Annotated in this window: 17 protein-coding genes; 7 read left to right on the forward strand and 10 right to left on the reverse strand. The window is 71.8% G+C overall.

All coding sequences use genetic code 11. The annotated features are described in order from the left end of the window. Positions 1–106 precede the first annotated feature (106 nt). On the reverse strand, positions 107–3,583 hold the full coding sequence (gene carB, locus G407_RS0117690) for a carbamoyl-phosphate synthase large subunit (protein ID WP_029031897.1): 3,477 nt from the start codon (positions 3,581–3,583) through the stop codon (positions 107–109). 284 nt (positions 3,584–3,867) lie between these two features. On the opposite strand from carB, the gene G407_RS0117695 reads away from it, so the two are divergent. Then, positions 3,868–4,644: an SDR family NAD(P)-dependent oxidoreductase gene (locus tag G407_RS0117695; protein ID WP_029031898.1), complete on the forward strand. Its 777-nt coding sequence runs from the start codon at positions 3,868–3,870 to the stop codon at positions 4,642–4,644. 27 nt (positions 4,645–4,671) lie between these two features. Here the strand turns inward: G407_RS0117695 and G407_RS0117700 are convergent, their stop codons facing one another. Beyond that, on the reverse strand, positions 4,672–5,370 hold the full coding sequence (locus G407_RS0117700; protein WP_029031899.1) for a fumarylacetoacetate hydrolase family protein: 699 nt from the start codon (positions 5,368–5,370) through the stop codon (positions 4,672–4,674). Between the two features lie 91 nt (positions 5,371–5,461). Then, entirely contained in the window at positions 5,462–5,899 is a 438-nt protein-coding gene (locus G407_RS0117705) for a YqaA family protein (RefSeq protein WP_029031900.1), read from the reverse strand. A 249-nt stretch (positions 5,900–6,148) separates the two neighbouring features. Between G407_RS0117705 and G407_RS0117710 the strand changes: the two genes are divergently transcribed. After that, positions 6,149–6,823: a ChrR family anti-sigma-E factor gene (locus G407_RS0117710; RefSeq protein ID WP_029031901.1), complete on the forward strand. Its 675-nt coding sequence runs from the start codon at positions 6,149–6,151 to the stop codon at positions 6,821–6,823. A 306-nt stretch (positions 6,824–7,129) separates the two neighbouring features. On the opposite strand, the gene G407_RS0117715 is transcribed toward G407_RS0117710, so the two are convergent. From G407_RS0117715 to fumC, 5 genes are all read right to left on the reverse strand, one after another. After that, positions 7,130–8,497 carry an esterase-like activity of phytase family protein gene (locus tag G407_RS0117715; protein ID WP_029031902.1) on the reverse strand — a complete coding sequence of 456 codons (1,368 nt, stop codon included), beginning with the start codon at positions 8,495–8,497 and terminating at the stop codon, positions 7,130–7,132. A gap of 240 nt (positions 8,498–8,737) precedes the next feature. Then, the gene (locus G407_RS0117720) at positions 8,738–10,258 is read right to left on the reverse strand and encodes a sensor histidine kinase (protein WP_029031903.1); all 1,521 of its coding nucleotides are present in this window, start codon (positions 10,256–10,258) and stop codon (positions 8,738–8,740) included. An 86-nt stretch (positions 10,259–10,344) separates the two neighbouring features. Beyond that, a complete protein-coding gene (locus tag G407_RS0117725; protein ID WP_029031904.1) occupies positions 10,345–10,626 on the reverse strand; it encodes a ribbon-helix-helix domain-containing protein in 282 nt (93 codons plus the stop codon). Beyond that, a complete protein-coding gene (locus G407_RS0117730; protein WP_029031905.1) occupies positions 10,623–10,844 on the reverse strand; it encodes a DUF4169 family protein in 222 nt (73 codons plus the stop codon). Before G407_RS0117730 ends, G407_RS0117725 begins: the two co-directional genes overlap by 4 nt. Beyond that, on the reverse strand, positions 10,841–12,286 hold the full coding sequence (gene fumC, locus G407_RS0117735) for a class II fumarate hydratase (protein ID WP_245259120.1): 1,446 nt from the start codon (positions 12,284–12,286) through the stop codon (positions 10,841–10,843). The genes G407_RS0117730 and fumC overlap by 4 nt, the downstream gene beginning before the upstream one ends. A gap of 98 nt (positions 12,287–12,384) precedes the next feature. Here fumC and G407_RS0117740 point away from each other — a divergent pair, with 98 nt between their 5' ends. Then, complete coding sequence (locus tag G407_RS0117740) at positions 12,385–13,779, forward strand: cytochrome P450 (protein WP_029031907.1); 1,395 nt, start codon at positions 12,385–12,387, stop codon at positions 13,777–13,779. A gap of 147 nt (positions 13,780–13,926) precedes the next feature. Beyond that, positions 13,927–15,156: an MFS transporter gene (locus tag G407_RS28450; protein ID WP_052341529.1), complete on the forward strand. Its 1,230-nt coding sequence runs from the start codon at positions 13,927–13,929 to the stop codon at positions 15,154–15,156. A gap of 36 nt (positions 15,157–15,192) precedes the next feature. Here the strand turns inward: G407_RS28450 and sfsA are convergent, their stop codons facing one another. Next, the gene (sfsA, locus tag G407_RS0117750; protein WP_029031908.1) at positions 15,193–15,906 is read right to left on the reverse strand and encodes a DNA/RNA nuclease SfsA; all 714 of its coding nucleotides are present in this window, start codon (positions 15,904–15,906) and stop codon (positions 15,193–15,195) included. A 157-nt stretch (positions 15,907–16,063) separates the two neighbouring features. Between sfsA and G407_RS0117755 the strand changes: the two genes are divergently transcribed. From G407_RS0117755 to G407_RS28455, 3 genes are all read left to right on the forward strand, one after another. Next, complete coding sequence (locus G407_RS0117755; protein ID WP_029031909.1) at positions 16,064–16,822, forward strand: competence/damage-inducible protein A; 759 nt, start codon at positions 16,064–16,066, stop codon at positions 16,820–16,822. Between the two features lie 40 nt (positions 16,823–16,862). Then, a complete protein-coding gene (gene gpt / locus G407_RS0117760; RefSeq protein WP_029031910.1) occupies positions 16,863–17,369 on the forward strand; it encodes a xanthine phosphoribosyltransferase in 507 nt (168 codons plus the stop codon). Positions 17,370–17,471: 102 nt separating this feature from the next. Next, complete coding sequence (locus G407_RS28455) at positions 17,472–19,043, forward strand: AMP-binding protein (protein ID WP_052341530.1); 1,572 nt, start codon at positions 17,472–17,474, stop codon at positions 19,041–19,043. Positions 19,044–19,045: 2 nt separating this feature from the next. Here the strand turns inward: G407_RS28455 and G407_RS0117770 are convergent, their stop codons facing one another. Then, on the reverse strand, positions 19,046–19,297 hold the full coding sequence (locus tag G407_RS0117770) for a hypothetical protein (protein WP_029031911.1): 252 nt from the start codon (positions 19,295–19,297) through the stop codon (positions 19,046–19,048). Positions 19,298–19,329: the final 32 nt, after the last annotated feature.

A 19,329-nucleotide genomic window follows, 5' to 3' on the forward strand; every position in this document is an offset into this window, starting at 1 on the left:
ACGCGAAAAAGCCAGAGCGCGGAGCGGCCTGGCCGGGCGCTCCGCGCTGAGGCGGTTGGGGATGGGGCGGGATCCGCGCGCCGGGTGTCCGGGCGCGGGGTGCGCTTCAGGCGAAATAGTCCTGCAGCGCCCGCACTTCGAGATCGCCGCCGAGATAGGCCTCGATGCCCGCCGCGGCCGCGATCGCTCCTGCGAGAGTGGTGTAGTACGGCACCTTATGCAAGAGGGCCGCCCGGCGCAGCGACCGGGAATCGGAGAGCGCCCCCGCGCCCGCGCTCGTGTTGAACACGAGGTGGACGTCGCCGTTCTTGATCGAATCGACGATGTGCGGGCGACCTTCCAGCACCTTGTTGACGCGCTTGGCCTGCACGCCCTCGGCGGCGAGGAAGCGCTGCGTCCCGGTGGTCGCGAGAATCGTGAAGCCGTGGCCGGCGAGCATGCGCACGGCCGGCAGGATTCCCGGCTTGTCCTCGTCGCGCACGGAGACGAAGACGGTGCCCGCCCTCGGCAGCATCGTGCCCGAGCCGAACTGGCTCTTCAGGAAGGCGATGCCGAAGGAGTGGTCGAGGCCGATGACCTCGCCGGTCGAGCGCATCTCCGGCCCGAGCAGCACGTCGACGCCGGGGAAGCGGGCGAAGGGGAAGACCGCCTCCTTCACCGCGATGTGCTCGCGCGGCGCCGCGCGCTCGCCGAGCCCGAAGCCGGCCAGCGGCTCGCCCGCCATGATGCGCGAGGCGATCTTGGCGATGGGCTCGCCGATCACCTTGGCGACGAAGGGCACCGTGCGCGAGGCACGCGGGTTGACCTCGAGAACGTAGATCGTGCCGTCCTTGATGGCGTACTGCACGTTCATCAGCCCGCCGACGTCCAGCGCGAGCGCGAGCGCCCTCGTCTGCCGCTCGAGCTCGGCCACGGTCTCGTCGGAGAGGGTGCGCGGCGGCAGCGAGCAGGCCGAATCGCCCGAGTGGATGCCCGCCTCCTCGATGTGCTCCATGATGCCGGCGATGAAGACGTCCTTGCCGTCGCAGACGGCGTCGACGTCGATCTCGGTCGCGTCGGTGAGGTAGCGGTCGAACAGGAGCGGGTTCTTGCCCAGCACCGTGTTGATCTGCCCCGTCTTGTCGTTGGGGTAGCGCGCCTTGACGTCGGAGGGAATCAGCGAGGGCAGGGTGCCGAGCAGGTAGTCCTCGAACTGCGCCTCGTCGCGGATGATCGCCATCGCGCGCCCGCCGAGCACGTAGGAGGGGCGCACCACGAAGGGCAGGCCGAGATCCTGGACGATCAGCCGGGACTGCTCGACGGAGTAGGCGATGCCGTTCTTGGGCTGCTTCAGGCCGAGCTTGTCGAGCAGGCGCTTGAAGCGGTCGCGGTCCTCGGCGAGGTCGATCATGTCGGGCGAGGTGCCGAGGATCGGCACGTCGGCCTCCTCGAGCGCGCGGGCGAGCTTGAGCGGCGTCTGGCCGCCGAACTGCACGATCACGCCGTGGAGCCGCCCGGCCCCGCGCTCCGTCTCGAGGATCTCGAGCACGTCCTCGGCGGTGAGCGGCTCGAAATAGAGCCGATCGGACGTGTCGTAGTCCGTCGAGACGGTCTCCGGGTTGCAGTTGATCATGATCGTCTCGTACCCGGCGTCGCCGAGCGCGAAGCAGGCGTGGCAGCAGCAATAGTCGAACTCGATGCCCTGCCCGATGCGGTTGGGCCCGCCGCCGAGAATGACGACCTTGGTCCGGTCGCTCGGCTGCGCCTCGTCGACCGGCGCGGCCCCGAAGGGCGCCTCGTAGGTCGAGTACATGTAGGCGGTGGGGGAGGCGAACTCGGCCGCGCAGGTGTCGATGCGCTTGAAGACCGGGCGCACGCCGAGCGCCCGGCGCCGCGCCGTCACCTCGCCCTCCTCGAGGTTCGCGAGGACCGCGAGGCGCGCGTCCGAGAAGCCCATCGCCTTGAGCCGGCGCAGCGCGCCGGGCGTCGTCGGCAGGCCGAGCGTGCGGACCTTCGCCTCGGTCTCGACGATGTCCTCGAGGTGCTCGAGGAACCACGGGTCGATCATGCACGAGGCGTGGACGTCCTCGATCGACGTGCCGAGCCGCAGCGCCTGGGCGACCTTGAGCAGGCGGTCGGGCGTGGGCGTGCCGAGCGCGGCCTTGATGGCGTTCTCGTCGTCGCCCTTGCCGATACCCTCGATCTCGATCTCGTCGAGGCCGGTGAGCCCGGTCTCGAGCGAGCGCAGCGCCTTCTGCAGGCTCTCGGGGAAGGAGCGGCCGATCGCCATCGCCTCGCCGACCGACTTCATCGCGGTGGTGAGCGTCGGCTCGGCGCCCGGGAACTTCTCGAAGGCGAAGCGCGGGATCTTGGTGACGACGTAGTCGATCGTCGGCTCGAAGGAGGCCGGCGTCGCGCCGCCGGTGATGTCGTTGGCGATCTCGTCGAGCGTGTAGCCCACCGCGAGCTTCGCCGCGACCTTGGCGATCGGGAAGCCCGTCGCCTTCGAGGCCAGCGCCGAGGAGCGCGAGACGCGCGGGTTCATCTCGATCACGACCATGCGCCCGTTCGCCGGGTTGATGGCGAACTGGACGTTCGACCCGCCGGTCTCGACGCCGATCTCGCGGAGCACCGCGATCGAGGCGTCGCGCATGATCTGGTATTCCTTGTCGGTGAGCGTCAGCGCCGGTGCGACCGTGATCGAATCGCCCGTGTGCACGCCCATCGGATCGATGTTCTCGATCGAGCAGATGATGATGCAGTTGTCCGCCCGATCGCGGACCACCTCCATCTCGTACTCCTTCCAGCCGAGCACGCTCTCCTCGATCAGCACCTCGCCGGTCGGCGAGGCGTCGAGCCCGCGCTCGACGATGTCGAGGAACTCCTCGCGGTTGTAGGCGATGCCGCCGCCGGTGCCGCCGAGCGTGAAGGACGGGCGGATGATGGCGGGGAGCCCGATCTCGGCCAGCGCCATCAGCGCCTCGCCGAGCGCGTACTCGATCGTGCGCTTGCGCCGCTCGATGTCGGCTGCGGCCCAGCCGCGCTCGAACTCGGCGACGAGGCGGGCCTTCTCGTCCGCAGCGATGTCCATCGCCTCGATGCGGGCAAGCTCGGCGCGGTGCTGGTCCTTGTACTTCTTCTTGAGCGCGGAGGCATTGGCGAGCCGCGAGGCGGGCGTCTCGAGCCCGATCTTCGCCATCGCCTCGCGGAAGAGCTGGCGGTCCTCGGCCTTGTCGATCGCCTCCGCCTTGGCCCCGATCATCTCCACGCCGAACTTGTCGAGCACGCCCATCTGCTGGAGCGAGAGCGCGCAGTTGAGCGCGGTCTGGCCGCCCATGGTCGGGAGCAGCGCATCGGGGCGCTCCTTCTCGATGATCCTGGCGACGATCTCGGGCGTGATCGGCTCGACGTAGGTGCGGTCCGCCAGCTCCGGATCGGTCATGATCGTCGCCGGGTTGGAGTTCACCAGGACGATCCGGTAGCCCTCCTCCTTGAGCGCCTTGACCGCCTGCGTGCCCGAATAGTCGAACTCGCAGGCTTGGCCGATGATGATCGGCCCCGCGCCGATGATGAGGATCGAGGAGATATCGGTGCGTTTGGGCATGACGGTCTCGTGCTCGAAAGGGCCGCCCGCACATCATGAAAAGAGGCCCGCGCGCGAACGCGTGAGCCTCGTGCCGAGCGGCCCGGCCGCGCGGAGCGGCCAGGATCGCGATGTGTGGGGTCTATAGACCAAGCACCTCCCGGTGGGAAGGGTCGCCGAGCCGGCGAAGCAGGGGCGTTGCAGCAGCGATGCCGGAACCGCTGCGTCGCGCGTCGCATTGGCAGGCGCGCCGCGAGGCTCTACGTTTCGCTATTGCACCGCGGGAAAGAGGGAGATGCGAGCCGATGCCGTACACGCGCTGGACCATCGTCACGGGAGCCTCGAGCGGAATCGGCGCGGAGATCGCGCGCCAGTTCTCGTCGATCGGGCACAACCTCGTCCTCGTGGCGCGCCGGCGCGAGAAGCTCGAGGCGCTCGCCGCCGAGCTGACCCGCGCGGACCGCGGCGCTGTCGAGGTGATCGAGCTCGACCTCGCGCGGCCCGAGGCCCCGGGAGAGCTGCACGCGGCGGTGGCCGAGAAGGGGCTCGTCGTCCACACGCTCGTCAACAATGCGGGCTTCGGCCTGCGCGGCGACTTCGTCGACCTCGGGCTCGAGGAGCAGATGGCGATGATCGATCTCAACGTGTCGTCGCTGACGCGGCTCTCGCGGCTGTTCCTGCCGGACCTGATCAAGCGCGGGCAGGGCGGGATCCTCAACGTCTCCTCGCTCGCGGCCTTCCAGGCGGGGCCGCACATGGCGGTGTACTACGCGACCAAGGCCTACGTGCTCTCGCTGTCGGAGGCGCTGCACGAGGAAGCCAAGCCCTTCGGCGTGACGGTCACGGCGCTGTGCCCCGGCGCGACCGAGAGCGAATTCGGCGCGCGCGCCGGCATGGAGGGCTCGCGGATGTTCCGCAGCGGGCGGATGAACGCCGCGAAGGTGGCGCGAATCGGCGTCGAGGCCTACCGCGCCGGCCATGCGGTCTCGACGCCCGGGGCGCGCAACAAGCTCGTGATGGAGCTCAACCGTTTCCTGCCCCGCGTGATCATGCGCCGCGCCGCGGGGGCGATGCAGGCGTGAGCGTCACGCCGACGCTCGGGCCGCGTCTCAGACCACCTGCAGCGTGATCGCCCCGAGCCCGGCGATGGCGGCCCGCATCGTCTCCCCGCGGGAGACCGGGCCGACGCCGTCGGGCGTGCCGGTGAAGATCACGTCGCCGGCGAACAGCTCGTTGTAGCGCGACAGGTAGGCGATCTGCTCGGCCACCGACCAGATCATGTCGGCGAGGTCGCCGGTCTGGCGCGCCACGCCGTCCACCTCGAGCCGGATCTCGCCCTTCGCGAGATGGCCGACCTGCGAGACCGGGTGGATCGGGCCGATCGGGCCGGAGAAGTCCGCGCCCTTCGCGAGCGCCCACGGGCGGCGCAGGCCCTTCGCCTCGTCCTGCAGGTCGCGCCGGGTCATGTCGAGGCCGACGGCGTAGCCGAAGACGAGATCGAGCGCCTCCTCGATCGTGACGTCGCGCCCGCCGCGGGACAGGGCGCAGACGAGCTCGACCTCGAAATGGTAGTTCTGGGTCATCTGCGGGTAGGCGTGCTCGGCGATCGCGTCCGCCGGAACGGGCTGGAGCGCGTCCGCCGGCTTCATGAAGAAGAAGGGCGGCTCGCGGTCCGGGTCGTGGCCCATCTCGCGGGCGTGGGCGGCGTAGTTGCGCCCGACGCAATAGACCCGGCGTACGGGAAAGAGCGCGCGCGTGCCGGCGACGGGAATCGCCGGCGTCTCGGGGGCGGGAAAGACGAAGGTCATCGGCGAGCCTCTCGCGTGCCGCGGGTCGGGATGTCTCGCGGCGATCTGTAGCGGACCGCCGCGTGCCGCGCCATGCCCGCGGGCGCACGTCTCACATGAGCCCGAGCCCCACGAGCGCCACGACGACGTAGCGCGCGCCTTTCGCCACGACGACGAGCGGCAGGAACACGACGAGCGGGGTGCGCATCACCCCCGCGACCACGGTGAGCGGATCCCCGACGATGGGCGTCCACGACAGGAGCAGCGAGGCGACCCCCCAGCGCCGGTAGAGCGCCTCGGTGCGCGCGTAGCGCTCGGGCGAGACGGGGAAGCGCGGGTGGTCGCGGAAGCGCAGGAGGAAGCGGCCGATCCCCCAGTTCACCAGCGAGCCGGCGACGTTGGCGACGGTCGCGACGGTCACGGCGAGCCATGCCGCCGCCTCGCCGAGCGCGAGCACGCCCACGAGCGCGGCCTCGGACGTTCCCGGCAGAAGCGTCGCCGAGGTGAAGGCGGAGAGCGCGAGTGCCGCGAGCACGGCGATGTCGCCCAAGGTGGTACGGTCCTCTCTCGTGAGGCGCCGTCCGAACCACGGATCGGCCGCTGCCGCAAGCCGGATCGACGCGCGGCGCCCGCTCTTGCGCGAATCCCTCCGATAATCTACGTATTCCGCCCCGACGGGCGGTAATTCATTGTCCGGGATGACGAAATCTCGATCGTCGCGTTGATCCGGGCGTGGATCGGTCGCGTACATCGAAGCGACGCGGCGTCATGGATGTCTCGGCCGCTCGAGGTGAATGCAGTGACTCCCACCGGGCAGACGCACGAACAACCGCTCGACACGCTCCTCGCCGGCTACGCGCGCGGTATGCTGAGCGCGCCGCTGCACACGCTCGTGGCGACGCATCTGGCCATCCGTCCCGAGAGCCGACGCTTCGTCTCCCTGCTCGAGACGGCGAGCGCGAGCGAGATCGAGCGGCTCGAGCCGGCCCCGCTGGCGGACCGGGACGCGCGGCTCGCCGCGATCTTCGCCGCGGGGGAGGAGCCGATCCGCGCGTGCGCGCCGCGCGAGGCGGGGGACGTCTATATGGGGGACGACGTCGTGCCCTATCCGCTCGCGCGCTTCCTCGGCGCGAGCCTCGCCGCCACGCCCTGGCGCACGCTGCTGCCCGGCGTGAAGGAATACCGCGTCACCGACAACGAGGACGGCGAGGCGACGCTCTACTGGATTCGCGGCGGCCGCAAGATCCCGTCGCACACCCACGAGGGCTCGGAATACACGCTGGTGCTGAAGGGCGCGTTCTCCGACATCCACGGCCACTACCGGCGCGGCGACATCGCCATCGCCGACATGGACGTCGACCACCAGCCGATGGCCGACGCCGGCCAGGACTGCTTCTGCTTCGCCGTCACCGACGCGCCGCTGAAGCTGACGGGGCCGATCGGCCGCATCGTCCAGAAGATCTTCCGGCATTGAGTTCGTCTTCATCGCGGTAGCGGGTCGACGTCGAGCCAGGAACCCCGCCCCTGATCCGCTGCGCGGATCGTCCCCGCCCCGAGGGGGCGGGAGAAGGTGCGGGTCCTCGCTCCTCCCCCATCGGGGGAGGTGGATCGGCGCGAAGCCGACGAGACGGAGCGGGTGCGCCGCAGGCGCGCCGGCTAAGCCGAAACTGGACGCGTCGAGCCGGGTGGCCCCGCCCCTGATCCGCTCCGCGGATCGTCCCCGCCCCGACGGGGCGGGAGGGATCCCCGCGCGGGATCGTCCGCGCGGGGAGTCGAGGTGTCACTCGACCAGCAGGCCGGGGGCGTGCAGGAGGACGAGCTCGTTGTCGTCCTGGACCTGCGGCCCGCGGGCGGCCGAGTAGGGGAAGTTGTTGTCGTTGCCGACCACGATGTGCTCGGCGTCGACCACGTCCACGTCCTCGATCGTCACGAACGGGAAGCCGAACACGCCCTCGACGGTGCCCTGCAGCGCGACGCCCTCGGGGTCGGCGATGTCGAGCAGGTCGATCCACGCGACCTTCTCGACCGCCTCGCCCGGCGCGCCGAAGTCGATGCGGTAGACGCGCTTGAAGCGCGCGGGCGTGCCGTAGCAGTCGGCGTGCGGGGCGCCCTCCGGGCAGATGTCGGGGCCGGTGCCCTCGCCGCCGTCGCGCTCGATCACGAGCGCGGAATCCGCGTCGATCATGTTGAAGTCGCCGATCGCATGGGAGGCGTCCTCGAGCGGGTAGAACCAGGAGCGGCCGGTCCATTCCCCCGTCCGGGTGGAGAGCTCGAGGATGCGCAGCGCGGTGCGCCCGTCGACCTGCTCCCAGGCATTCGCCTCCGCATCCCACACCGGGCCTTCGAGCAGCGGGTAGAGCACCGAGCCGTCGGGGGCGATCGCCATGCCCTCGTAGCCGCGCGAGCGGCGCACGACGAACTGCGCCGCGCCGTCCGGCGTCGCCGGCACGAGGACGTTCGGGTGGTCGGGCGAGCGCGCGACGGCGCCGTCGATCTCGGTCTCGATCACCTGCTCGACGGCGCCGGAGCGATCCAGCTTCAGGACGTAGGGCCCGAACTCGTCGCCGATCCAGAAGCCGTCCGCCACCGGCTGGATCGACTCGATGTCGAAGTCCGACCCGGTGAGGTAGCGGCTCTCCGTCGCCTCGTTGGCGATGCGGAAGGGGACGGCGCGGTTCGGGTCGGCGAGGAAGACCGTCTCGACGACCTCGATCGCGCCGGTCTCGAAGTCCGGGCGCAGGTGGTGGAGCATCAGCATGGCGTCGGGGGAGTTCGCCTTCGAGCCGAAGCCGTTGTCGGACAGCGCCCAATAGGTGCCGTCGCCCATCGAACTGATGCCCGAGAGGCCCTGCAGCGGCTGGCCCTCGATGGGAAGCGCGTAGCCGGTCGGGCGCGGCGCGCTCGACGGATGCGCGAAGGAGGTGCCGGCGATGGCGCCGAGCGTCTCGGTGCGGGCGTTGCCCGGGCCGGCGAACTTGCCGGAGACCCGCAGGTCCGCCGGCGCATCGGCGGGTGCCGCGACGACGGTGTCGGCCGGCAGGATCGCCTGGCCGACGAGCGTCGCCTCGACGCGCTCGGCGGCGCGCGCGCCGGCGGCCGTCAGGGCGAGGAGGGAAGCGGAGAGGGAGAGCGCGAGAAGAGCACGCATGGCTGGGCTCCGTGTCGTTGAGGAAACCCCCGCGCGGGCGCGGATGCGCCGCGGCGGGGTGCCTCTCGTTACGGAGCCCGCATGTCGGCCGCGTTGCGGTGCGGCGACGGTTCGATGACGGCGGCTGCCTCGTCGTTCGACGGCCCCACCGCCCGCGCCGAGGCGCGGACTCCTCCCCTCCGGGGAGGAAGCGTGGGCGCGGATGTCGGGTCCCGCCTCACGCCACCGAGAGCCCACCCCTCACGCCGCGCTCTTCTTCTCCTGCGCCACCGGGGGCAGCGCGTTCATCACGCGCGAGGCGGGGAGGGTGACGATCACCTCGGTGCCCTCGCGGGGCTTGGAGCGCAGCTGGAAGCCGCCGCCGTGGAGGTCGACGAGGCCCTTGACGATGGGGAGCCCCAGGCCCGAGCCCTGCTCCGCGGTCTTGATCGCCCAGGTGCCGCGGCCGAACGAGGACATCACGACCGGGATCTCCTCCTCCGGGATCCCGGGCCCGGTGTCCTTGATCGAGACGTATTGCCCGCCCGAGGAGGTCCAGCCCACCTTGATGACGATCTCGCCGCCCTGCGGCGTGAACTTGATCGCGTTCGAGAGCACGTTGAGCACGACCTGCCGGATGGCCCGCTCGTCCGCCCAGATCCGCGGCAGCGATTCGTCGACGAAGCTGCGGATCGTCTGGCCCTTCGCCTTGGCGCGCAGGTTCATCATGTGGGCGCAGTCGTCGATGACGTGGGCGAGCGCGATCGCCTCCTCGTTGAGCTCGTAGCGCCCGGCCTCGATGCGCGAGAGGTCGAGGATCTCGTTGATCAGGTTGAGGAGGTGCTGGCCCGACGCGTGGATGTCGGAGGAATACTCCTTGTAGGAGTCCGACGCGTGCGGACCGAACACCTCGCCCTTCATCACCTCCGAGAAGCCGAGGATGGCGTTGAGCGGGGTGCGCAGCTCGTGGGACATGGTGGCGAGGAAGCGCGACTTGGCGAGGTTCGCCTCCTCCGCGCGCCGGCGCGCCTCGTCGGAATTGGCCTTGGCCTGCTCGAGCTCCACGAAGAGCGCGTCCTTCTCCGCCCGCGACAGCAGCGTCGCGACCGCGCTGGCGTAGAGGTGGCGGGCCAGCAGCACGAAGAACACCTGCGCGGAGACGATCATCACCGCCAGCGTCAGCGCCTGCGGCGCCGCCGCTCCGAGCGTCGCGAGGCCGACCACCAGCAGCAGCGGCGCGAGACCGGCGTAGACCGCGGCGGGAATCGTCGCGGAGAGCGTGGCGATGACGGCCGTGACCATCACCGCGCAGAACAGCACGAAGATCCGCATGTCCTCGGAGGGGACCTGCGCGAGCAGCTGGATGAGGTAGGACCAGGCGGCGCCGTGGAGCATCTCGCCGCAGGCGAAGACGCGCCGCCAGACGCCCAGCGTGCGCTCGTCGTCCTCGCTCGCGCGCAGATGGTTGCGGGCGAGCACGTTCATGATCGTCATGGCGAGCAGCGTCAGCGCCAGCCAGATCAGAACGGCATGCATCGGCAGCCAGGTCGTGGCCGCGCCCGCGATGGCGGCGGCGAGCACGTAGAGCGGGATCGCCGCGCCGACGCGATACTGCGCGAACAGCCGCACGAGCTCGGTCTCGAAGGCGCGCTCCAGGCCCGACGACGAGGTGAGCTTCTCGCGCGCGGCGCGCACGTCCTGCGCGACGCGCCGGCGGTGCTTGACCTCGCCGGCGACGCTCTCCGCCTCGCGCCTGTCGTTCTGCCCCGCGATGTCCGCCATGGTCTCCGAACGCGCACCCACGGGCCGCGCGATCGATTCGCGCGCCCAATTGCGCCCAACCTGCCACCGAATCGTTAATAGCGGCCTCATGGGCCGGGTGCGGTTCGCTCCGATTCGGGACCATCCGGCGCGTCGAGCGGCAGGGCGCCGCGGCGGGCGGCGTCGAGGAGCGCGACGCGGATCGCCGAGGAGAGGTTCGCCTCCCCGCGCGCCGCGTCGATCTCGCCGACGAGGCGCTGCACGGAGACGCCGCGCGCCGCCGCGAGGTCGACGAGCGCCTCCCAGAACGGCGCCTCGAGCGAGACGCTGGTGCGGTGGCCGGCGATCGAGAGCGAGCGCTTCTCGACCGGGCCGGGCGGCGCCGTCACGGGGCCGCGTCCGGCGGGGGTTCGCCGCCGTCGCGCGCATCGGCGTCGCGACGATGGCCCTCGAGCCGTCGGCGCTCCTGCTCGTCGCGCGTGGCCTCGGCGGTACGCTGCGCCTTCGTGCGCCCGAACAGCACCCGGTTCTCCGCGGCGGTCGCCTGTGCCGTCTCGCGCGCCTTGGCCTTGCGCGCCCGGCGCAGGTTGACGATCTCGGCGCTCATCCCGCCGCTCCCCCGAGGCTCGGCCCGACCATCGTCTCGGGGCGCACCAGCGCGTCGAACTCGGCCTCCGTCACGGTGCCCGAGGCGAGCGCCTCCTCGCGCAGGGTGGTGCCGTTCGCGTGCGCGGCCTTGGCGATCTTCGCCGCGGCATCGTAGCCGATCTTCGGCGCGAGCGCCGTCACCAGCATGAGCGAGCGCTCCAGCAGGTCCGCGATGCGCTCGCGCCGCGGCTCGATGCCCACCACGCACTTGTCGGTGAAGGAGATCGCCGCGTCGGAGAGGAGGCGCACGCTCTGCAGGAAGGCGTTGGCGATCACCGGCTTGAAGACGTTGAGCTCGAGATGCCCCTGCGTGCCGGCGAGCGCGATCGTCGCGTTGTTGCCGGTCACCTGGGCGCAGACCATGGTCAGCGCCTCCGCCTGCGTCGGGTTGACCTTGCCCGGCATGATCGACGAGCCCGGCTCGTTCTCGGGGAGAGCGATCTCGCCGAGGCCGGAACGCGGGCCGGAGCCGAGCAGGCGCACGTCGTTGGCGATCTTGAACAGGGCCGCCGCCATGGCGGTCAAGGCGCCGTGGGCGAAGACGAGGCTGTCGTGGCAGGCGAGCGCCTCGAACTTGTTCGCCGCCGAGAGGAAGGGCAGGCCCGTCAGGTCGGCGATCGTCATGGCGAAGCGCTCGGCGAACTCGGGATGGGCGTTGAGCCCCGTCCCCACCGCCGTGCCGCCCTGGGCGAGGTCGAGGAGCGAGGGCAGCGTCGCCTCGATCCGCGCGATCCCGAGCTGCACCTGCGCCGCCCAGCCGCCGAACTCCTGGCCCAGCGTCACGGGCGTGGCGTCCTGCATGTGCGTGCGCCCGATCTTCACCACCTCGGCGAAGTCGTCCGCCTTGGCGGCGAGCGCGTCGTGGAGGTGCTGCAGCGCCGGGATCAGCCGGTTCGTGATCTCGAGCACGGCGGCGACGTGCATCGCGGTCGGGAACGTGTCGTTCGACGACTGCCCGCGGTTGACGTGGTCGTTCGGGTGGACCGGGTGCTTGCCGCCGCGCGGGTGCCCCAGCGCCTCGTTGGCGCGGTTGGCGATCACCTCGTTGGCGTTCATGTTCGACTGCGTGCCGGATCCGGTCTGCCAGACGACGAGCGGGAACTCGTCGTCGAGCTTGCCCTGGGCGACGTCCGCGGCGGCGTCGGCGACGGCGTCGGCGATCTCGGGGGACAGCTCGCCGAGCTCCTTGTTCGCCATGGCGGCCGCCTGCTTGACGAGGCCGAGCGCGCGCACCAGCGGGGCGGGCATGCGCTCCTCGCCGATGCGGAAGTTCTCGAGCGAGCGCTGCGTCTGCGCGCCCCAATAGCGGATTGCGGGCACGGAGATCGGCCCGAACGTGTCGGTCTCCGTGCGCGTGTCGGGGGTCGCCCCCGCGTCCTCTCGACCCATCCCAGACGACATGGCGCGGTCTCCTCTCGGCCGATCGAAGCACCACATGTAACCCGGAGAGGGCCCGCCCGGCACCCCCTACGAGCCGCCGAGCCGCCCACGGAGAGCGCATGGACGAGCCGATCCTCGCGAGAGCCCGCTTCCGCCCGCCGGCGCCGACGCCCGGGCGCGCGCCCCCCGACCTGTTCGCCTTCCTGCGCCAGGCCCGCGACAACCCGCTCGCGACCTGGACGAGGGACCATTTCGAGAAGCCCGTCGTCTACGGCAAGGGCGTGCTCGGGCGCGTGATGGTGCTGAGCGAGCCGAGCGCGATCCGCCACGTGCTCGTGGAGAATGCGCAGAACTACAGGAAGGACGCTCTGACCCGGCGCGTGCTGGCGCCGGGGCTCGGGCAGGGGCTGTTCACGGCCGAGGGCGAGGACTGGCGCGTGCTGCGCCGCACGCTCGCGCCGATGTTCTCTGCGCGCCACGTCGCCTCCTTCGGCGGGCCGATGGCGCAGGCGGCACACGTGCTCGGCCGCCGGCTGGTGCGTCGCGAGGGGCGCACGGTCGATGTCGCCGTCGAGACGACCCGGCTCACGCTCGACGTGCTCGAGCGCACGATCTTCACCCACGGCCTGAAGCAGGACCCCGACGCGCTCGGGCGCGCGATCACCCGGCTCTTCGCGGCGATCGGCCCGGTCGATCCGCTCGACGTGCTCGGCCTGCCCGAATGGCTGCCGCGGCTCGGGCGCATCCAGGCGCGCCCGGCGATCGCCTTCTTCGCCCGCGTGGTCGACGCGCTGATCGGCGGGCGCCGGGCGCTCGTCGAGAGCGGCGCGCCGGCACCGCGCGACCTGCTGACGCTGCTGCTCGAGGCCCGCGATCCGGAGACCGGGCAGGGGCTCGACGACCTCGACGTGCGCGCCAACATCGTCACCTTCATCGGCGCCGGCCACGAGACCACCGCGAACGCGCTCACCTGGGCGCTCTACCTCGTCTCGCAGGCGCCCGACGTCCGCGCCCGGCTCGAGGCGGAGGTCGATTCCGTCGCGGGAGACGAGCCGGTCGCGGCCGAGCACGCGGCCCTGCTGCCCTACACCAAGGCGGTGGTCGAGGAGACGATGCGGCTCTACCCGCCCGCCGCCTTCATGAGCCGCGAGGCCGTCGCGCAGGACCGCGTCGCCGGCATCCGGCTCCCGGCGGGGGCGATCGTGATGATCGCGCCCTGGGTGCTGCACCGCCACGCGCTCCTGTGGGACGATCCCGCCGCCTTCGACCCGAGCCGCTTCCTCGGCGAGGCCCGCGCCCGCATCGACCGCTACGCCTACCTGCCCTTCGGCGCCGGCCCGCGGGTGTGCATCGGCAACACCTTCGCGGTGCAGGAGGCGGTGCTGGCGCTGGCCGAGATCGTCCGCGTCGCCCGCCTCGACCTCGCGCCCGGCACCCGCGTCGAGCCGGTGCAGCGCGTGACGCTGCGCCCGCGCGAGGGGATGCCGATGCGGGTGAGCCGGCGGCGAGGCTGACGGACGGGCCTGCGATCGCTCACCCGGCCTCCGGCGCCCGCGCGACGGCGGCGTATGCCGTGCCGGTGTCGGCCAGCGGAGGTACGTGGGAACGATGTTGGTGTCGGCGCGTATGACCCTCCGGTTGCGGCGCGAGGGAGCAGCCCGGTGTCGAGGGAGCGGATCGCGAGGTACCTCTACGTCGGCCAGGGCGTCAGCAGCCTCGGCGACGGCGTGTGGTTCGCCATATGGGCCATCTACCTGACGGAGATCGTCGCCATCGCGCCGTCGACCCTCGGCATCGTCGTCGCCGCCTGCGGGATCGTCGGCATCCTCCTCGCCTATCCGCTCGGCGTCGCCGCGGACAGGTTCTCTCCGCGCGACATCCTCGTCCTCGTCACCCTGGTGCGCGGCGCCGCGATGATCGGCTTCAGCCTGATCGAGGGCGTGGTCGGCCTCGCCTTCGCCGCGCTCGGGTTCTTCGGCACGCAGAGCGCCGCGACGGGGGTCCGCACGGCCCTCGTCTGCGCGCTGTTCGACACGGAGCGTCAGCTCGACGTGCTCGCCCGCACCCGCGTCGTGCAGCATGTCGGGTACGCGGCGGGCGCCGGCATCGGCGCGCTGGTGCTCGCGGCGAGCGATCCGTGGGCGTTCCGGGCCGCGCTCCTCGGCAACGCCGTGAGCTTCGCGGTCCTCGCCGGCCTGACCGCCGTGCTGCCGCGAGCCCGCGGCGAAACGACGGAGCCGGGCTCGGACGCGGCCGTCCTCGAGGACGTCCCCTATGCCGCGCTGATGGCGCTGACCGCCGTGATGGCCCTGAGCTGGGCGCTGATGTCGACCGCCCTGCCGCTGTGGACCCGAAACCATACGGAAGCGCCCGTCTGGCTGGCGGCGCTCCTGTTCGGGCTGACCGCCCTCCTCACCGTGGCCTTCCAGGTGCCGGTCGTACGCCGCGTCGGCACTGTCGCGCGCGGCGCCCGCGCCGGCGTTCTCGCGGGGGTACTGCTGGCGGGAGGCTGCCTGCTGTTCCTCGCGAGCGGCCGGGTCGGCGCGGGGCCGGCGGCGATGCTCCTGATCGTGGGGACGCTCGTCGTCGTCGGGGGCGAGCTGTACTTCGTCGGCTCCCGCTGGGCGCTCTCGCTCGGCTTGATAAACCCGCGGCTCAAGGGGCGCTACCAGGGCGTCGCGGCCTCGATGGAGGCCATGATCACGGCGGTCGGGCCCGCGGTGATGACGATGGTCGTGACGGCGAGCGGCATCGGCTGGATCCTGCTCGCCGCGCTCTTCCTCGCCGCCGGCCTGGGGACGCCGCTCCTCACCCGCTGGGCGCAGGCGCAGCGATCCTTCGCCCCGGAGACCCGAGCGCCCGCCGCGGCGCGCGCACCGCGTACCCCCTGAGGCGCCGAGCCTGCGGCGAGCCCGCTCCGCGGCGCCCTACATCACCGCGATCTCCCGCTCCACCACGATCTCCTCGGGCGTCACCCGGCAGACGAAGGCGTGCGTCTCGACGCCCGCTTCCCGCGCGCGGGCCCAGGCGGCGGCGTAGGCCGGATCGATGTCGGCGGCGGGGGTGAAGCGCCGGGCGTCCATCTGCACGATGGTGACGAGCGCCGCGCGCGCGCCGTCGCGGACCATGGCGGCGAGCTCGTCGAGATGGCGGGCGGAGCGCGCGGCGATGCAGTCGGGGAACTCGGCGATCCCGTCGTCGCGCATCAGGTGGCAGTTCTTCACCTCGAGGTAGAGCGGCGGCAGGCCGTCCCCCTCGAGCAGGAAGTCGACGCGGCTGCGCGTCCCGTAGGCCACTTCCGGGCGCACGCGCGCGTAGTCCCGGAACGGCGCGAGCGCCCCCGCGGCCAGCGCCTCGGCGACGAGCCGGTTCGGCGTCGCCGTATTGACGCCCACGAGCCGCGCCGCGCCCCCGCGCATCGGCGCCGCCTCGACGATCTCCCAGGACCAGGCGAGCTTGCGCTTGGGGTTGGTGGAGGCCGACAGCCAGATCCGCGCCCCCGGCTCCGCCAGCCCCAGCATGGCGCCGGGATTGGCCACGTGCGCGGTCGCTTCCGTGCCGTCCGGCAGCACGACGTCGGCGAGAAAGCGCTTGTAGCGGCGGAGAAGGCGGGCCTCGACGAGGGGGACGGGGAAGCGCATCGGGCGGTGGTAGCGCGCGGGGGAGGGGAGGGCAACCGGAGCGCCGCCCGCGCGCCCTGCATCGTCGCCATCCGGGTCGCCCCGCCCCTCTCGCGGCCTCGCGTGCCCTTGCTCCCCGCAGCCCCCGGCGCTAAAGCCTCTGCACGAGGTGCCAAGCATGAGCGAGAGCGTCGGCGAGAGCGTCACCGCGGCGATCCTGGTGATCGGCGACGAGATCCTGTCCGGGCGGACCAAGGACAAGAACATCGGCCACATCGCCGAGTATCTCGGCGCGCTCGGCATCGACCTGCGCGAGGTGCGGGTCGTCCCGGACGTCGAGGACGAGATCGTCGCGGCCGTGAACGCGCTGCGGGCGCGCTTCGACTATCTCTTCACCACCGGCGGCATCGGCCCCACCCACGACGACATCACCGCCGACAGCGTCGCGAAGGCGCTCGGACGGGCGATCGACATCGACCCGCGCGCGGTGGCGATGATGCGCGAGCGCTACGCCGAGGGCGAGCTCAATGCCGCGCGCCTGCGCATGGCGCGCATCCCCGAGGGCGCCGAGCTGATCGAGAACCCGATCTCGAAGGCGCCGGGCTTCATGGTCGAGAACGTGATCGTCATGGCCGGCGTGCCCTCGATCATGCAGGCCATGCTCGACGCCGTCGCGCCGCGGCTGCGCACCGGAGCACGCATGTGCGTCGAGACGCTCGACGCCGGGGGGCTCGCGGAGGGCAGCTACGCCGAGGCGCTGGCGGAGCTCGCGGGCTCGCATCCCGGCGTGTCGATCGGCTCCTATCCCTCCTTCACCGGCGGGGGCTTCCGCAACCAGATCGTCCTGCGCGGGCGCGAGGCGGCGGCGGTGGAGGGCGCGGCGCGGGACGTCCGCGCGCTCCTCTCCCGGCTCACGTCGGACAACGCCCCCATCTGACCCGCATCGCCGTCGCCCGCCCGAGAGAAGGCCCGCCGCCATGACGCCTCCGACCCCCAAGGCCTTTCCCGTCTCCTGGGATCAGTTCCACCGCGACGCCCGGGCGCTGGCCTGGCGCCTCGCCGAGAGCGGCCCCTTCGAGGCCATCGTCTGCATCACCCGCGGGGGGCTCGTGCCGGCGGCGATCGTGGCCCGCGAGCTCGAGATCCGGATGATCGAGAGCGTCTGCATCGCGAGCTACCACGAGTACAAGAGCCAGGGCGGGCTCCAGGTGCTCAAGGAGATCGCGCCGGCCGTGCGTGCGCTCGGCGACGGTCAGGGCAAGGGCGTGCTCGTCATCGACGACCTCGTCGACACGGGCAAGACCGCCCGCGTGGTGCGCGACATGCTGCCCAACGCGCACTTCGCCACCGTCTACGCCAAGCCCGCCGGGCGCCCGCTCGTCGACACGTTCATCACCGAGGTGAGCCAGGACACCTGGATCTACTTCCCCTGGGATCTCGGCTACGCCTTCCAGCCCCCGATCCGCGACGGCGCGCCGGGGTGATGCGCGCAGGCGGGGGACGCCGCCGGCGTCACATCGCTCGTGACGGAACGACGGCCGCGCTTTCGCGGTTGTCGCGGCGGGGCTTCGCCATACAATTCCATCATGCCGCACACTGATCCTCTCCGCCGTCCCGATCGTCTGCGCCGGAACCTGTTCGGCGCACTCGTCGCCGCGCGCGGGCGCTTCGGGAAGACCTTCGTCATCCTGGAGGATCAGCAGCGCCAGCCGCTGACCTACCAGCGGCTCGTGCTCGGGGCCCTCCTGCTCGGCCGCAAGCTCGCCGTCGGCACGCGGCCCGGGGAGCGCGTGGCGCTGATGATGCCGAGCGTGCAGGCGGCCGCCGTGGCGCTCTTCGGGCTCAACGTGATGGGCCGCGTCGCGGCGATGCTCAACTTCACCGCCGGTGCGCGCAACCTGCGCGCCGCCTGCGAGACGGCGGCGATCTCGACGATCGTCACCTCCCGCAAGTTCATCGAGGACGGCGGGCTCGACGAGCCGCTCGCGGCCATCGCGGAGGGACGCCGGGTCGTCTACCTCGAGGACGTGCGCGCCGGCATCACCAGCCTCGACAAGATCCGCGCGCTCCTCGACGCGCTGTTTCGCGCCAAGTCCATCGCCGCGCGCGCGGGCGGGCCGGACGACCCCGCCGTGATCCTGTTCACCTCGGGGGCGGAGGGCGCGCCCAAGGCCGTGTGCCTGACGAACGCCAACGTCATCGCCAACGCCGTTCAGATCGCCGAGCACGCCGGCGACGCGCTGACGCCGGCGGACACGATTTTCTCGCCGCTGCCGATCTTCCATTCCTTCGGGCTCACGGCCGGTCTCGTGCTCGGCCTGCTCAACGGCTACAAGGTCGTGCTCTACCCGAGCCCGCTGCACTACCGCATGATTCCAAAGCTCATCGCGGGCACGAAGGCGACCTTCCTCCTCGCCACCGACACCTTCCTGCAGGGCTACGCCCGCGCGGCGGGGGAGGGCGATCTCGCGAGCCTGCGCTACGTCATCGCCGGCGCCGAGCGCATCAAGGAGGAGACGCGGCGGCTCTATGCCGGGACCGGGGCGGAGATCCTGGAGGGCTACGGCGCCACCGAGTGCGCGCCGGTCCTCGCCTGCAACCTGCCGAGCCGAAATCGCCACGGCTCGGTCGGCCCCTTCCTGCCGAGCGTCGAGTGGCGGCTCGAGCCCGTCGAGGGCATCCACCAGGCCGGGCGGCTGGTGGTGCGCGGACCCAACGTCATGGCCGGCTACCTCGCGGCCGACGGGTCCGGGCGCATCGACCGGCCGCCGGACGGCTGGTACGACACCGGCGACATCGTCTCGGTCGAGGACGGCTTCGTGACGATCCGGGGGCGCGCCAAGCGCTTCGCCAAGATCGGCGGGGAGATGATCTCGCTCGCCGCGGTGGAGACGATGGTCCAGGAGCTCTGGCCCGAGCACGACCACGTCGTCGTCGCCCTGCCGGACGCCCGCAAGGGCGAGCAGCTCGTCCTGGTCACCGACGAGCCCGACGCGGACCGCGACGCCGTCCTGGCGCATGCGCGGGAGCGGGGCTTTCCGGAGCTGTGGGCGCCGCGTGCGGTCCTCGTCGTCGCCGCGGTCCCGGTGCTGGGATCGGGCAAGATCGACCACGTCGCGACCGCCGAAATGGCCCGGTCGTTACTTCCGATGCTGTAAAATCAGGCGCGCGGCACGGCGTCCGAGTAGGCGGGAACCTCGGCGATCGAGAAGCGCGTCTCGATCCGCCGGTCCGGCGCGGTGCGCGCCCAGAACCCGCGGCCCCTGTCGAAGCCGAGGCTGGGAAACGCCGAGAGCTTGTCGAGGATGAAGGCGACGGCGTCCTCGTGGCGCCCGAACGCCTCCGGGAACGCATCGGTCTCCACCGTCCGCTCGTCCGGTCCCACGACGCGCCAGGTGACGGTGTAGGCCATGGCCACCTCCTCGATTTCCGTTGGTGTAAGGA

It is taken from the genome of Salinarimonas rosea DSM 21201 (assembly GCF_000429045.1).
In the GTDB taxonomy this organism is placed as follows: Bacteria; Pseudomonadota; Alphaproteobacteria; order Rhizobiales; family Beijerinckiaceae; genus Salinarimonas; species Salinarimonas rosea.

Coding starts and splice junctions, on each gene's coding strand:
- sfsA (WP_029031908.1), bottom strand. CDS start 15,906: ATGCGCTTCCCCGTCCCCCTCGTCGAGGCCCGCCTTCTCCGCCGCTAC.
- carB (WP_029031897.1), bottom strand. CDS start 3,583: ATGCCCAAACGCACCGATATCTCCTCGATCCTCATCATCGGCGCGGGG.
- G407_RS0117700 (WP_029031899.1), bottom strand. CDS start 5,370: ATGACCTTCGTCTTTCCCGCCCCCGAGACGCCGGCGATTCCCGTCGCC.
- G407_RS0117740 (WP_029031907.1), top strand. CDS start 12,385: ATGGACGAGCCGATCCTCGCGAGAGCCCGCTTCCGCCCGCCGGCGCCG.
- G407_RS0117730 (WP_029031905.1), bottom strand. CDS start 10,844: ATGAGCGCCGAGATCGTCAACCTGCGCCGGGCGCGCAAGGCCAAGGCG.
- G407_RS28455 (WP_052341530.1), top strand. CDS start 17,472: ATGCCGCACACTGATCCTCTCCGCCGTCCCGATCGTCTGCGCCGGAAC.
- G407_RS0117720 (WP_029031903.1), bottom strand. CDS start 10,258: ATGGCGGACATCGCGGGGCAGAACGACAGGCGCGAGGCGGAGAGCGTC.
- fumC (WP_245259120.1), bottom strand. CDS start 12,286: ATGTCGTCTGGGATGGGTCGAGAGGACGCGGGGGCGACCCCCGACACG.
- G407_RS0117755 (WP_029031909.1), top strand. CDS start 16,064: ATGAGCGAGAGCGTCGGCGAGAGCGTCACCGCGGCGATCCTGGTGATC.
- G407_RS0117715 (WP_029031902.1), bottom strand. CDS start 8,497: ATGCGTGCTCTTCTCGCGCTCTCCCTCTCCGCTTCCCTCCTCGCCCTG.
- G407_RS0117695 (WP_029031898.1), top strand. CDS start 3,868: ATGCCGTACACGCGCTGGACCATCGTCACGGGAGCCTCGAGCGGAATC.
- gpt (WP_029031910.1), top strand. CDS start 16,863: ATGACGCCTCCGACCCCCAAGGCCTTTCCCGTCTCCTGGGATCAGTTC.
- G407_RS0117770 (WP_029031911.1), bottom strand. CDS start 19,297: ATGGCCTACACCGTCACCTGGCGCGTCGTGGGACCGGACGAGCGGACG.